At 39.2% G+C, this 13,655-nt stretch carries 15 protein-coding genes and 1 pseudogene; 2 read left to right on the top strand and 14 right to left on the bottom strand.

Going from position 1 to position 13,655, the window contains the following annotated elements:
* Nucleotides 1–191 precede the first annotated feature (191 nt).
* Together QOS06_RS01725 and QOS06_RS01720 are read left to right on the top strand one after the other, a co-directional pair.
* A complete protein-coding gene (locus tag QOS06_RS01725; RefSeq protein ID WP_085680256.1) occupies nt 192–1,721 on the top strand; it encodes a gluconokinase in 1,530 nt (509 codons plus the stop codon).
* Nucleotides 1,722–1,733: 12 nt separating this feature from the next.
* Nucleotides 1,734–1,892 (top strand): annotated as a pseudogene (locus tag QOS06_RS01720) (GntT/GntP/DsdX family permease); the annotation flags it as partial.
* A gap of 250 nt (nt 1,893–2,142) precedes the next feature.
* On the opposite strand, the gene QOS06_RS01715 reads toward QOS06_RS01720, so the two are convergent.
* From QOS06_RS01715 to QOS06_RS01650, 14 genes are all read right to left on the bottom strand, one after another.
* Nucleotides 2,143–2,481: a type II toxin-antitoxin system PemK/MazF family toxin gene (locus QOS06_RS01715; protein WP_109913969.1), complete on the bottom strand. Its 339-nt coding sequence runs from the start codon at nt 2,479–2,481 to the stop codon at nt 2,143–2,145.
* A 65-nt stretch (nt 2,482–2,546) separates the two neighbouring features.
* Nucleotides 2,547–2,819, bottom strand: a complete 273-nt coding sequence (locus QOS06_RS01710; RefSeq protein WP_109913968.1) for an AbrB/MazE/SpoVT family DNA-binding domain-containing protein — start codon at nt 2,817–2,819, stop codon at nt 2,547–2,549.
* Nucleotides 2,820–3,794: 975 nt separating this feature from the next.
* Nucleotides 3,795–4,487, bottom strand: a complete 693-nt coding sequence (locus tag QOS06_RS01705; RefSeq protein WP_283595412.1) for a DUF3800 domain-containing protein — start codon at nt 4,485–4,487, stop codon at nt 3,795–3,797.
* 93 nt (nt 4,488–4,580) lie between these two features.
* Complete coding sequence (locus QOS06_RS01700; protein WP_283595411.1) at nt 4,581–5,693, bottom strand: LysM peptidoglycan-binding domain-containing protein; 1,113 nt, start codon at nt 5,691–5,693, stop codon at nt 4,581–4,583.
* Nucleotide 5,694: 1 nt separating this feature from the next.
* On the bottom strand, nt 5,695–6,132 hold the full coding sequence (locus QOS06_RS01695; RefSeq protein WP_283595410.1) for a phage holin, LLH family: 438 nt from the start codon (nt 6,130–6,132) through the stop codon (nt 5,695–5,697).
* 160 nt (nt 6,133–6,292) lie between these two features.
* Complete coding sequence (locus QOS06_RS01690; RefSeq protein WP_283595409.1) at nt 6,293–6,673, bottom strand: hypothetical protein; 381 nt, start codon at nt 6,671–6,673, stop codon at nt 6,293–6,295.
* A 102-nt stretch (nt 6,674–6,775) separates the two neighbouring features.
* Nucleotides 6,776–6,937: an XkdX family protein gene (locus QOS06_RS01685; RefSeq protein WP_283595408.1), complete on the bottom strand. Its 162-nt coding sequence runs from the start codon at nt 6,935–6,937 to the stop codon at nt 6,776–6,778.
* A gap of 2 nt (nt 6,938–6,939) precedes the next feature.
* Nucleotides 6,940–7,305: a hypothetical protein gene (locus QOS06_RS01680; RefSeq protein WP_283595407.1), complete on the bottom strand. Its 366-nt coding sequence runs from the start codon at nt 7,303–7,305 to the stop codon at nt 6,940–6,942.
* A 12-nt stretch (nt 7,306–7,317) separates the two neighbouring features.
* On the bottom strand, nt 7,318–8,115 hold the full coding sequence (locus QOS06_RS01675) for a hypothetical protein (RefSeq protein WP_283595406.1): 798 nt from the start codon (nt 8,113–8,115) through the stop codon (nt 7,318–7,320).
* On the bottom strand, nt 8,115–9,773 hold the full coding sequence (locus tag QOS06_RS01670) for a BppU family phage baseplate upper protein (RefSeq protein ID WP_283595405.1): 1,659 nt from the start codon (nt 9,771–9,773) through the stop codon (nt 8,115–8,117). The genes QOS06_RS01675 and QOS06_RS01670 overlap by 1 nt, the downstream gene beginning before the upstream one ends.
* Nucleotides 9,774–10,118 (bottom strand): hypothetical protein, encoded by a 345-nt coding sequence (locus QOS06_RS01665; protein WP_283595404.1) that lies wholly within the window; start codon nt 10,116–10,118, stop codon nt 9,774–9,776.
* On the bottom strand, nt 10,115–10,459 hold the full coding sequence (locus QOS06_RS01660) for a hypothetical protein (protein WP_283595402.1): 345 nt from the start codon (nt 10,457–10,459) through the stop codon (nt 10,115–10,117). Before QOS06_RS01660 ends, QOS06_RS01665 begins: the two co-directional genes overlap by 4 nt.
* Nucleotides 10,449–12,725 (bottom strand): phage tail protein, encoded by a 2,277-nt coding sequence (locus tag QOS06_RS01655; protein WP_283595401.1) that lies wholly within the window; start codon nt 12,723–12,725, stop codon nt 10,449–10,451. Before QOS06_RS01655 ends, QOS06_RS01660 begins: the two co-directional genes overlap by 11 nt.
* On the bottom strand, nt 12,722–13,654 hold the full coding sequence (locus QOS06_RS01650) for a distal tail protein Dit (RefSeq protein ID WP_283595400.1): 933 nt from the start codon (nt 13,652–13,654) through the stop codon (nt 12,722–12,724). The genes QOS06_RS01655 and QOS06_RS01650 overlap by 4 nt, the downstream gene beginning before the upstream one ends.
* Nucleotide 13,655: the final 1 nt, after the last annotated feature.

Below are 13,655 nucleotides of genomic sequence, written 5' to 3'. Positions count from 1 at the left end.
ACCATAACAAATTAAGCAACTAATAGTATCACACCTTGAGATTCATATGCAATTACTTTTTATTTTTAAATTTAGGAAATCGATAAACTTATATTAAATAAGCTATTGACATCGCTTACATCTAATATTATATTATTAGGTGTAACGATAAACTAAAGCGTTTTCAAATAAATAAAGGGAGAATTACTACAATGAATTATTTTATCGGTGTTGATGTTGGAACTACTTCTACAAAGGCAGTTCTATATGACCAAAATGCAACTGTGTTAGATCAATTTAGCCAAGGTTATTCCCTTTACCGCGATGCTAGTGGAATGGCTGAACAAAACCCAACTGCAATTGTCGAAGCAGTCGAAAAAGTTATTCATGATGCAGCACAAAAAGCAGATTTAACAAATGGAAAATTGTTAGCGGTATCATTTTCTAGTGCTAACCAAAGCGTGATTATGCTCGACAAGAATTTCAATCCCCTTTCACGGGTCATCACTTGGGCTGATACCCGTGCACGTGATGTCGCCAACGAATTAAAGAATAGTCCTGCTGGTCAGCAAATTTATGCTAAAACAGGTACACCTATTCATCCAATGTCCCCATTGACCAAGATTATGTGGCTCAATAAGACACAAGCAGATAAGGTTGCTCAAACTGCATATTTTGGCGATATCAAATCCTACCTCTTCCACCAGTTTTTCAATACATTTAAGGTTGATGTTTCCATCGCTTCATGTACCGGAATGATGAATGTCAATACGTGTGACTGGGACGATCAAGCATTGGAACTCGCTAACGTCGACCGTTCCCAATTACCAGAAATCGTGAACGGAACAACCCAAGCGATTGGCCTAACAGCAGTGGCGCAAGCAAAAATGGGTATCCCCGCTGACACGCCATTTGTCTATGGTGCCTTTGACGGTGCTTTATCTAATTTAGGTGTGGGGGCAATTAAGCAAAATACTGTTGCCATTACGATTGGGACTTCGGCTGGTGTTCGGGTAGTAACTGACCATCCAGTGATCGATCCTCAGCAACGACTCTTCTGTTACGCCGTGGATAAAGGTTTATGGGTCATCGGCGGTCCGCTTAATAATGGTGGCGATGTCTATCAGTGGGCCGTTGAACACTTAGTTGACGCTAGCGCAGTTAAAAATGAAAATATTGATCCCTACACTCTTGCTAACCGAGTTATTGAAGGTGTTCCCGCCGGAGCTCACGGCTTGCTCTTCCACCCATTCCTTGGCGGTGAACGAGCACCATTATGGGACGCTAATGCGCGCGGCAATTTCTTTGGGCTTTCCCACATTCATACTCGTGCCGATATGCTGCGCTCAGTAATGGAAGGAATTTGTATGAATATTGCAACTGTTTTCCAAGCGGTTCGTGATCTTGTTGGTAATCCTGCAAGCGTAACTGCAACTGGCGGTTTTGCGCGAGCTGAAGTTTGGCGGCAAATGTTAGCAGATGTCTTGAACTGTCCGGTCAATATCCCGAACTCATTTGAATCTGGTTGTCTCGGTGCAATCACCATGGCAATGAAGAGTTTAGGAATGATTGAAAACTATGAAATCATTAAAACACTAATTGGTGATATCAGTTCTTATCAACCAAATCAAGAGGCGGTTAATGTTTATCAAAATTACTTACCACTCTTTCAACAGGTTGAGGGATTATTAACACCAGCCTATTCGACCATCGCTAAATTACAACAACAATCTATTCATTAGGGGGTTATTATTATGCCTTTACTTATTGTTTTAATCGGAGTTATTATCTTAATTTTTATGATTGTTAAACTAAAGATGAACACTTTTGTTGGTTTAGTAATCACATCATTCATCGTTGGTTTGTTACTCGGCCTTCCACTTACAAAGATTCCCCAAACTATTGAAACTGGTTATACCTAATATACGAAATTATGTAAAAAAGAACGGCACCCCTCAAATGAGAGATGCCGTTTTTAATTTTAAACCACTCGATATATGTATTATATCATTCACCAAACTTATCAGCTAGTCGTGCCACTATTAGTCAACAAAGGTAAATAAACACCTGTTTCCTTTACGGACACAAAAAAAGACTATATACTTAAGTTGTCATACAAGTATATAGTCTTTCTCGTCCATCACTTAATAGCTGATGGATTTTTTAGTATGTTGCAGAATTTTTCCTTAAAATATCTGCTAAAAATTCTTGAGGAACTTTGTCAACAAGTTTGAAAGATCGAAAACTTAAATCAAGTGACCGCTCATGCTCTAGTTCAACAACACCATGAATATTTTCAAGTTGTGGTAGCTTCACGTGTAATGGAAAATGCTTCTCATTAGATGTAATTGGCATAATCTTTACCATGCCACCACATAATTGATTAAAATCATTGTTAGAAACTATCAGCGCTGGCCGATAGCCTTGTTGTTCATGTCCTTCAGTTGGGTCAAGACTAATCTTAACGATCTGTCCTTGCTTCAAGCCTTTGTAAGATTCCATTCAGTGAAATCCCCTTTCATAAAAATATTTTATTGCCTTCACCGAAAACGTACTGGATCCAGCAATTAAAATATCTCCTTGCCTTGTGGCTTGCCCCAATCAATTTCTTTATTATTAGGTTCACTTTTGAAATATGCTTCGGTATCAAACCCATCAAACATTTTTCTTAGCGGACTTTCATTCTTTTTAGGCTTCAATATAATTTTATCGTCTTCTAGTTGATACGATACTTTATCATTATTGGTTAATTTTAGAATATCTAATACATTTTTTGGTATTCGTATAGATAAACTATTACCCCACTTTGATAAAGTGAGTACTCCTTTTGTGTGCTCCATGACAATCCCTCCGTGATAAATATACTCACAATATTACAGCATTGTGTAGCTTAATTGCTACAATTACATTATACATCTTTTTGTCATATTGTCGATACTAAGTTGATACATAATAAAAAGCCCTAGTGACTATTGCATAATCTGCAACAACCACTAGGGCTCGTCAATATGAGAGGAGGATTTCGCTTCCTATTTAATTTGATATACTTGTTTCGAGAAAAGAGGTGATATATATGAAATTAGACGCATCAGGTCTTGCTGCTCTCATGATGTCTAGTATAGCTATTGGTAGTATTCTCTCGCCAATGGCACAATCATGGATTAGCAACTATTTTGAACTACTCCCACTTAGCTAAGCCTACGGCTTGACGCTTGAAGTGGGAGTATTCTCGCCAATTATGGATAAATTTAAAATAAAAAAGGATGCCGATTAAGGCACCCTGCTTACCGGTACGGTTTAAGTAATCAACTGAAACCAATTTGCACACCGGCATAATTCTCTTGATGTATTTATTATAGCATAATCAATTTATGATACAATAGTTGAGCACACTGTTGGAACTAATCACTCCACAAATATGTGCAAGTTGGGAGGTGTCCCAATTGCATCATTGGTGCATAATTCTCTTGATTGTGCCTAATAAGCACATAAAAAAGCTAATCAAAAAGGCTATTAAGCAACTATTTGCTTGGTTGCGTGTCTAGCTCTTGTGGCTAGGTAAATAGTTATTTCAGCGGTGGTAATTCGTTTACTATCGCTGTTTTTATTATACGCAAAAAAAGCCCTAATAACCAGTAAGGCTACTAAGGCTTAAATATTATTTAAAAATAAAAAAAGCTCCAAATTGGGGCTCCCCCAGTAGGGCTGGCGCACTTATTAGTACGCTTAATAGTTATTATCAGTTACCTACTGTAGCAATATACCTAAAGTACTTGCAACATAATAATATCATTTAATTAAAACAAAATCAATAATTAAGGCAAAATCAACGAAGTATGATTAGTCAGAATTCTTAAATTTTCATTCCTTACGTAATAAGAAGTCCATATACGATTAGCTAAAATATCACAAGCCTGAATTAAGTAATCCTTTGAAGAATCACAATAAGTTACATCGACAAATAGCCGACCATGCAATATTGGTTTATAAAATGTTCCGTAATTAAAATTCATAATACCCTTAGCTAATTCTTCTTTAACAGAGTCACCCAGTCCATAAATCCCATTTGTTGCTGTATTTTGTTCATCTACAAATATATGTATATGAATTTCCTCACGATCATCAATTTTTCCCAAGGATAGAAGTTTTTTAACTTCTTCTTTAATAATTCTTTTCAGTGCATAATCTTTGTAGCGATGTATAGAGTTTTTATCATCTAACACATACGATCTTAATTCTGAAATTCGAACGGCGACTGAAAATGAATCATATCCATGCATGATCTTATATAATTTGTTTTTATGTTTAGGCTTAAGGTGGCACGCCTTAGCTTCTGTATGTAAATGAAGTCCCCTTTTTATCTTATCTGATAACGTACGATATTTTCTGTGTGCATCTTCTCGATGATCTTTTCCAAGAAAGCAGTAACCAGCATATATAAAATATTCGTTTCTTGCATTCCTATGAAGGACCCCTGAATCGTCTACGTAAAAATATATATTTTTCATACCTATTTTTTCAATTATTATATCACTTATATTTATACGATAAAAAGCCCTAGTGGAGTTACAGAAAATGCAACAACCACTAGGGCTAGTTCTTTAGATTTGAATTGTTTGACCAACATAAATAACATTAGGATTTGCGATACCATTTTTCTGTGCTAATGCTTGCCAAGTAGTATGGAAGACATTAGCAATGTTAGAAAGTGTATCACCTGCCTTAACAGTATAAGCATTAGATTGACCACTACCTGCAATATAAATCTTTTGACCAACATAAATAACGTTAGGGTTAGTGATGTGATTACGACTTACAAGGTCAGGTACGGTTGTGCCAAATTTAATGGCAATCCCGCTTAGTGTGTCACCTGCTTGGACGAAGTAAGTATTTTCGTTTGTAGGTTGACCAGTAACTTTAAGCACTTGACCAACACTAATGTGGTTAGGATTACCAATGCTATTAATTGCTGCTAAGTTTTGGTATGTAGTCCTGTACTTTTCAGCAATTCCACTCAATGTATCGCCCGGCTGAACAATGTAGGTTCCAGTAGCTGGGTGACCAACATGTTGAACCGGCTGTGGTGCTGGAATAACAGCTTGCGGAATGTTTCCAGACGCAGAACCAGTGGTAAAGGTACCATCAAAGTCAAGACTAGTATCAATACCCATAATACCGTGATCGGTTGTTTGCCAAGCATTAGCATTATCAACACCTAATGAGGTTACACCATAACCGGCAACCCAAATCTTACGAGAACCGAATCCGTGAGAATTAAGAATACCGCCAGTGAAGAAGGACTTCATGGAGTAAATCCCAGTATTCTTGTAGCCGAGAGCTTCTACTTCTTGGAGGAATGCTAAGGAAGTGGACTGATAATCTGCGACAGAATGAACTTCTGCATCATCAATCATGAGCGTATCGTCATACATACCGAATTGTTTAGCAATCTTAACGAAGAACCGGGCTTCATTTTGCGCATCAGCAATTGAAGTATACCGAGCGAAATGATAACAAGATACTTTCAAGCCGACTGCTAAAGCATTACGGATTTGGGCGGCTGCACGTGGGTTAACATAGGCGGAACCATCTTCTGAACCTTCCGTTAATTTAACAACAGCTCCTAAAGCCCCTTGATTTTTAGCAGCTTGGAAGAATTCTTTTGTATCAGGATTATAACTTGAAACGTCAATAAACGGATTACGTAATGCCATTTTATGCGACCTCCTTAGGGTCAATTGCCTTTACTGTACCTGCTGGAACTACTACTTCTTGTTCAGCGTCAGCCTTTTTGCTTTCGCTTTCATTTGAGTTAACGGTTGGTGTTAGCATAGACATTTCATAAGCTGATTGAACCGCTGCTTGAATTTGCTTTATATCTACGTTGAGACCCTTGTTTTCAAGGTAGGCTTGTACTTGGGTAACAGCTTCAACGAACTTAGCTTGACCAGTCATATCTTTACCAATGAGCGAATTAACCACTGTCATTGACACTTGTTGAAGTAACGTCCACAGTTCCTTTTGTTGAGCTGTCTTAGCGTGCTTAATCTTGCTGTCAACGAATGGTTTACCAAATGCAACAGCAATGTAGATTAGCAATGCTAGAAAGCCCGAATTGATAATCCAATTAATAATGTCGTTTAGTGTTTTCATGACGTTTTCTCTCCTTTATTTCTTCTTTTAGTTTCCTATTCTGCTCCCTCAATCTGTCATTCTCTGTGGGTTGACTACGTTGGTGGGCAGTGATCCAAGCAACGATAATCGAACCAATGGTGGTAATTAAGGTTGCTAATACTTGGTCGCTCACCTCGCCTCACCCCTTTATAAGCACAGTTAGAACAATACGAATTAATACGAAAAATGAGTACATGCTGGGAATACTAAGCAAGTTTCCTCGCAATTGATCATGGATAACAAAACCGCATAAAAATAACAGCCACACAAAAGTCAGCGAGGCTGTCATAATCGTTTTGTAATGGAAGCGTTGGATATTCCACAGCGAATAGACTAGCGCAATCGTCCCAACCACACCCAGTAAGAAGATGAAAGGCGGATCATCTAGCATATCCAGCACACTATTTGGTGGCGGTGTGAAGTTGCCTGTACTATGAGTAGAGATAAAGAATCCCGCCAGTGCATACGTTTCTAGCGCTGTAATTCCCCACAGCCAGTTATGTCGTAGATTATTAATCATTCATGTAAAGCCTCCTTTAAGCCGCCCATAATAAAAGCCCCGCTCGTTTGAGTGAGGCTTTTGTTATGTACTGTGTATTTCTGTGGCGACTATGTTTTAATGCTATGCAGGTTGCGGTTCGGTTGCTGTATCATAGTCTTGACCTGTGACAGTTTTGTACTCGTCTTTTGTGATCGCTCCGCATTGTACATAAACTTTGTAAAATTCTAAATTATGGTTACCCCAGTCATTCCAAAACATTTGAAGCATTTGTAATTGTGTCATCGTTATGCTGTTACCTCCTTAGCTTTTTCGACTGCTTGTTGCTGATTAGCAGTCATAAGCATTTGTTGTAATTGTTTGATCTGGGTTGCTTGTTGAGCGTTAGTAGCCTGCAATTTTGCATTCGATTGGTTCTGTTGCATAGCCATAGTTTGCAGCATTGTGATCTGCTGTGCTTGTTGCATTAATAACTGTTTAATTGAAGGTTTATATTCTAAAGGCTTATCAATCCAACAGCCATTTTCAAAGTAAGGGTTAAAGTGACAAGTCAGCGCTGGATCAATTGTCGTTGAATTTTTCGGTTGAATTGTCGCTTCGACACATCCTAGATAAGCACCAGTCTGTTCATCATAAAGATAATATCTACTCATTGAACTCGCCTCCTAGTAATCGGTCGTAATCGGATACGTAAAACTTCCAATGATTTGAACTGGTGTAGCATCAGCAGCTCTTGCTACAACCAAATTACCATTATCATCAATTTGACCAGTAATGCTCATTCGATTGTTAGCCGCATCAATGCCTGTTAAAGTAACATTAATTGCATGATACCAAGAATTGTTATATGTAATGGGCTTAGGCAAGCCAGAGCCAACAATTGTATAACCGGCGTTGCTAAAATCACCCGACTGAATAGAAATATTAACGAAGCAAATGTTCTTTTGAATGACATAAAAAGAATGAGTCCCTAAAACGCTCGCTTCATCTTTCCAATTATTCTCTAATTTAGGCGCATTAGGGATCTCTCGATTGTACCAATTAGAGCGATAGTTTCCGATTGCTTTACCACTTAGTTTAAACCAATCATCATGCCAAATTGGATACATATAAGCTGGTTTATTAGTAGAAATAATGTAGAGATTAACTTTAGCTGTTTGGAAAAGGCCACTAGTAACCAGATATATTTCATCATCTAACTGAACAATCTGAAGTTTTAATGTTTCAGCATCATCATCTTTATCTAGGAGTGTATATTCTCCTTTAGACCCATAGATTCCAATTCGATGAGAGACAACTGTTTCAGCTCGATAAGAAGTTACCAGCATTTCTGCTTCAAAATAGTTATCGTTGTTATATGCATCTTTATCAGGAAGTGGTGGGAGTCTCACAAGCCGAGCAAAAAGATCACTATGTAAGTCAGTATTGGGATAGGCTTTTGTCTGTGTATACAAATTAATCATTAGTTAATCACCCCGTTTGCATATTGTCGAATTAGAGCTTGCGCCTTAGTTGAAGTAACATCAAACCAGATCCACACAGCAGATGTATAGTCAAGAATCCCAGAAGCAAACAAGCCCTTAAAATACATATATTGAACTTCACCTTGTGAGTTGTACTGTGATCCTACGTTCCAATTCGACGGATCTTCTAGCGCTTCGTAGTTATCTTCAATTCCTGTTTCGCTCAAATAAATCGGCTTATGATACAAAGCAATTAATGATTGAATGATTGGAGCTACTTGTTGCCAAGCAGAAGCAATTAAAGCAAATGGGACCGAACGTTTTAAATCGGTTACTGTAGGATAGGCATTCAACCCAATAAAATCACAAGCGGAATATACAGAACTTTGAGCATCACCTAAATATTGTTGAACAAAGGAGATACCAACTGATAACTTAGTTGCTGTCTTTAAGTCGTTGATTAGTTTGACGACTTTATCAGCATACGTTTTTTCGTTAACTAGATCCCAACGCTCGTTCAGAATTGTCAGTTTTGTATCAGTAGTAAGGCTTAGTGATGTACAAGCAGCACTTACTGAATTTGCATAATCATTGAAAAAATTATCCATTCCGTAATTATTAATCTGTTCTAAAGTAGCTACACAATGGATTTTAATTCCCATTAATTTGAGGCCTTTTGAAGTTGCATAATCAATTCCCTGCTTAATATCGGCGAGATTACCAAGAACATGAAACTGATTGCCGTCATTTTCTAAGCGCAAAGGGACAACAATTCCTTGCACATAGTTAGCTGCCCCATCGATTGACGTTTTCATCTGGTCGACCGAAAACTGCGTATACTGTCGCTTATCGTTATCCCAGTTTGTCCAGTAGACACTTAAAGCGACTGGGTTCTGACCTTTGCCAAAAACACTTGCCAATTTTTCATCAACCTTTGTAAGAGCTTTGTCAAGTTGTTCTTGAATTTTTTGCTTAAACGCATCTGCCTCTGCTTGCGTAAAGAGATTGTTATCTTTAATCTTCTGCAGTAACCCAGAAAGACTTGTATCGACTGAAACGCCTAGTGCTTTAAGCGTGTTCATTTCTTTAGTATATTCAGCGATTGCGTTACTTACGGCATCATCAAGGGACTTCTTATGATTTTCGTAATCTTCTTTTGCTTTTTCGAGGATTTCATGAACTGGTCCAATCCAGTCAACAGACTTAATTTGTCCTTGAACCATATCAGCACGGATATTAAAGGTGAATTCAAGGGTGGCAATGCTTTTATTATCACGATAGATCCGGAAGAAAGCTTGCTTATATGAACCATAGACTGCAAAAGCTTGGTCAGGCAAATTAATGCGGCATTGTCCCTGTTGTAAGCTAATTGGTGTCATGATATCCGGGTCAACGATGTACTTGCCATCCGGCTTCCAACCTTCAAACATGATGTTGGCACCAGATAGATCAAATGGAATTAAGGCGCCAGTATTATCTTTTTGATCTTCATACAACTCCAGAAAGATTTCGTCCATTCCACTGTTGTATTGCATTGCCTGCACTTTATTTTTATTAACATCTGGGTCCTTACTCAGATCGAACGTATCACCTTCATGCAATTCAAAAGGCGTTAGTTTCCGTTGATCTTGCCCAATAATGTATTTCAAAGTCAGCAATTATATCTCCCCTTTCTCTTTCATGTCGAGAATTATATCACGAATCGCTTTACTGTCTTTTCCCATGTAAATCGACTTTATTCGACCAAAAAATTCTGATTTTACGGTTTCTAAATCGTCCTTCGTGGCTTTTTCTTGTTCAAGCTTTTGACAGCGCTCTTGAAGATCATCGATTTGTCCTTGTAGGTTGCCATCACCTTTTTTACGATCTGCCACTTCATCAGATAGAGCTTGATCATCGTTTTTGTCCTCTTGCTCAATCGCCTTGAAGTCCTCTTGCAATCCCCTTATTAACGTTGTATCGGTTCGTAAATCCTCTACGTGCGGTAGCTTAAACTCGTTCATTGACTATCACCTACTTTCGTGAATACTGGTTGCCCGTCATCACTGACGGATAAATAAAAAGTCGTCCCATTAGGCGACTTCATTATGATATGTTCAAATGGTATTTCTGCAATTCGATTGATGTCACGTTGGTGGTATATTTTACCTTGAGAGCTATACTCAGGAACCCAAGTCACCCCATTATCATCACTACATAGCAGCAGATAAAATCCGCTCACCGGATCAATCATTCTCTTTAATATCAAGGATTGATCAAATTGTGGTGTCTTGTTATCTGGAGCAACTGCTTGCAAAGGTGGTCGCTTGTCGTCTTTGCTTTCAGTCGTCTTATCATCTGCCATCTAACGTCACATCCTTTCCTTGCATAAATTGAGCTAAACGGTTCATTTGAATTTGACTATACTTTGGAGCTATTGGCCCTGTTTCTTTTTGATTATTCGGATTAGCAAAATGGTCTTCCTGTTTGGTTCCAATCGAAACACCTCTCTCTGGAAGACTATTATTTCGATTTATCTTTTGTAAATCCTGTGCTAGTGCGTCAACAAAGCTCTTCAATTCAAGCCCTGTGTTCCTGTATGTAAGCTCTGGCGCTTGCGTTTCATTAAATGGATTACCGCTATAGCCAACTAAGGTCTCCCATGACTTTATATTCATTTCGGGCGCATATACCCTAATTTGATAACCAAGTGCAACTGTGTGCCAATCGTCCATTGTTGTAGTAAAAGTCGTGTCCGGTTCATGTTTAACCGTGTTAGCAACAAACGCTTTTAACGTATCCATATCATAGATACTGTCTTGAACGATCGGCGCCCCCACATGCACTCCATAACGTTTCTGACTATCTTTGTCAACGTAATGATAGTACAGCGAGTAATAAGACTCTGATGTGGTGCTAGAAGTAGTTCCGCTATCGCTACTATCACCAGTACCACCACTTGGAGCGCCACCATTCTTGATAATTTGCAATGGATCTAACCAAGTGCCGTCATTGATAAACGCCTTACTAAAGGCACCTGGAATTGCTGCTCTTGTGATACCTAAATGCAAATGATTATTGGTTCTAACGCCAATTACATCACCTGTTTTGATCTGTTGGCCGACACTAACAGACACATTATTACGATTAAGGAACGCTTCTTGATACTCACAATTTAAACCGGTGCTGTCCGTAATAACTACGTACCACAAGATTTCATTGCCACCCCATGAAATAGAGGTAACAGTGCCACCGTGAACCGCATGGACTTCTGAACCCGGATGATCAACTGAACCGAAATCAAGGCCATCATGGAACCCGTTTTGCCGGAAGCCGCCACCAGGCTGAACCCCAAACAATTGACCGCTGGAGAATGAACCTTCACCAGTACCAGGGAAAGGCCACCCCCAACTATTATCAGTAGCCGGTTTAGCTTGAATGGTAGCTTTGCTAAGAGGTGCCCCAAACGGAGACCAACCATGACGACCAGTAATCTGACCAAAACAATTGGGGATATTGAAGAAAGCAATTAGCTGATCAAAGCCACTCATAATGTTTGTATAAGGCGGTCGACAGTAATAATTGAACGTGCCTTGCTTAAACTGCAATAGCCCTAAAGCAGGGCCATCACTCAATCCATCAGTTCCACCTTTAGCTTGATCATTACCACCAGATTCAAGCTTAATCTGTGCCAAAAGCACGCCTAACTGTTGATCGTTCATTGAAACACCCATCACGTTAGCAGCATTTTTAGCAGCTTGTGACCAGTCACCATTAACAGCAGTCGTGACACCATTGCTGACCCCACCGATTGCCGTAACAGTAGTAATATCCTTCTGAACCTTGCCACCATAAACCCAGCAATCATTGACAAGCTCTGTTCCGTCACTTTGTAAGTCAACCTTCGTCATGTTGTTTAAGTAGCGGAAAGTCTCATCGCTCCGGTGCTGAATTGAGGGTAAGTCATATACCCGTAATGTATAGCCATCAGGGTACCAAAACGCCCCATATGAAGCAAGATTAGAGCCTAGCCATTCGTATAACGATCCCGTCGCTTCGTTTGCTATCTTTGGGAAGGTTCCATAGATAGCAAGTTTTACTCCTTGATCATTATTATCGATAAATTTATGGAGTTGTTCTTCGAGACTATATGTTTGCTGAACATCAGTCTGTTTAACAGTCACGGTTGTACCTGGCTGTTGATTGTCCTTATTATCATCGCTTGAATCGCTAGAACTATCAGACCCCGAACCGCTAACATCTGGATTGTCTTCTGTTGGCTGTTTGGGGTCTATTCGGATATTCTTCATTAAATCAATTAGTGCATGAGTAGCTGTTATTTGTAATATTGGTTGACCAGTCTCATCAACGCCCTCTTCCATTTGCTGAATTGCAAAGAATTGACGAGTTCCATCGTCATAAGCGTATTCAACGTATCGCTTCATCTTTGCCAGCTTATAAGCCTCCGCAAATTGTTCTGTATAGGTTAATGTAAGTGAGATTTCGTAAGCAGAGCTTAACTGATAGTTTACTTTGAAAGAGTCGTGTAAGTCGCTATAGTCAACTGCTTCTCCTTGCGTATTAGAAAAATTATCCAATCCATTCGTTAATACAACTTGATCACGTATCATGAGAACCACCACATCGGAAAATCAAATTTAATCGTGCCTTTGAAGTTATCAATTTGAAAATCATTCTTGCCAATTTGAAGAGTAAGCGTATCGGGAGTGCAGTTCATAGTATCAGATTTACCATTAAGTGTTTCGCGAACTCCATCAATAACAAATTGACCATCAAAAGAAGAATTGACCGCTTTGCCGTTTATCTCCATCCCAGCACGAGTGATCGCATCACCAGTTGTTTTATTGGTAATTTTCAAATTGCCATCTGAATGACCGTCAAGGATTATTTTTAAGGGGTGTCCGCGCCGGTCAGGGTCAATTAACACATTCCCTAAGTTATACACGCTAAAAGTGTTAGTAGTGAACGTATATTGCGGATCTACTCCTTCCGGCATATCGTTGCCAACTCCCCAAATATCATCTGGGTAATCTTGGGAAGTACCGATTGATCGGCTTAAACCATACAAATCAGTAAAGGTAACGTTGCAAGTCCAGTTCTTTTCGTTACTATACGTAGGCTTATCCATCTTAGCGACAACGTAATACATACGATGAGGCCAATTAGAGAAACATATCCAATAAGCTTCACGACTGATTAAAAATTGTTGTAGTGCATCATATTCAAGCATTGCATCAGCTTCACTAACACCAGAATACATCATCGACATTGTAAAGTCGCGAGTGTCGTAAGTCGTTGACAGCAACCGTGAGCCATCCTGTAAACCGACCTTGCGCAAGTTATTTGTCCGAGTAGCCGGTTGAACGTCAGGCGGAACAGTGCAATAGACACCTTCTAGCGCTGGAACATCAAAACAACTAGTCCAGCCCTTACCGTCTGGACTGATAGAAAATTCATAAGGGGTGAACACCGGACTCCGAATGTCACCGTAACCGTAAGCATGTGGCTTATCGGTTCTTGCCGAAAATACTTGTAACAAA

It is taken from the genome of Limosilactobacillus sp. DJ3M12 (assembly GCF_947381695.1).
Classification (GTDB): Bacteria; Bacillota; Bacilli; order Lactobacillales; family Lactobacillaceae; genus Limosilactobacillus; species Limosilactobacillus kinnaridis.
Note: the sequence above shows the minus strand (reverse complement) of the source record. Positions and strands in the feature narration are given on the sequence as shown.

What these genes read in the sequence shown, in the direction of transcription:
- QOS06_RS01655 (WP_283595401.1), bottom strand. Translation starts at nt 12,725, where the DNA reads ATGATACGTGATCAAGTTGTATTAACGAATGGATTGGATAATTTTTCT.
- QOS06_RS01710 (WP_109913968.1), bottom strand. Translation starts at nt 2,819, where the DNA reads ATGGAGCACACAAAAGGAGTACTCACTTTATCAAAGTGGGGTAATAGT.
- QOS06_RS01675 (WP_283595406.1), bottom strand. Translation starts at nt 8,115, where the DNA reads ATGATTAATTTGTATACACAGACAAAAGCCTATCCCAATACTGACTTA.
- QOS06_RS01665 (WP_283595404.1), bottom strand. Translation starts at nt 10,118, where the DNA reads ATGAACGAGTTTAAGCTACCGCACGTAGAGGATTTACGAACCGATACA.
- QOS06_RS01725 (WP_085680256.1), top strand. Translation starts at nt 192, where the DNA reads ATGAATTATTTTATCGGTGTTGATGTTGGAACTACTTCTACAAAGGCA.
- QOS06_RS01690 (WP_283595409.1), bottom strand. Translation starts at nt 6,673, where the DNA reads ATGATTAATAATCTACGACATAACTGGCTGTGGGGAATTACAGCGCTA.
- QOS06_RS01715 (WP_109913969.1), bottom strand. Translation starts at nt 2,481, where the DNA reads ATGGAATCTTACAAAGGCTTGAAGCAAGGACAGATCGTTAAGATTAGT.
- QOS06_RS01705 (WP_283595412.1), bottom strand. Translation starts at nt 4,487, where the DNA reads ATGAAAAATATATATTTTTACGTAGACGATTCAGGGGTCCTTCATAGG.
- QOS06_RS01660 (WP_283595402.1), bottom strand. Translation starts at nt 10,459, where the DNA reads ATGGCAGATGATAAGACGACTGAAAGCAAAGACGACAAGCGACCACCT.
- QOS06_RS01685 (WP_283595408.1), bottom strand. Translation starts at nt 6,937, where the DNA reads ATGACACAATTACAAATGCTTCAAATGTTTTGGAATGACTGGGGTAAC.
- QOS06_RS01700 (WP_283595411.1), bottom strand. Translation starts at nt 5,693, where the DNA reads ATGGCATTACGTAATCCGTTTATTGACGTTTCAAGTTATAATCCTGAT.
- QOS06_RS01680 (WP_283595407.1), bottom strand. Translation starts at nt 7,305, where the DNA reads ATGAGTAGATATTATCTTTATGATGAACAGACTGGTGCTTATCTAGGA.
- QOS06_RS01695 (WP_283595410.1), bottom strand. Translation starts at nt 6,132, where the DNA reads ATGAAAACACTAAACGACATTATTAATTGGATTATCAATTCGGGCTTT.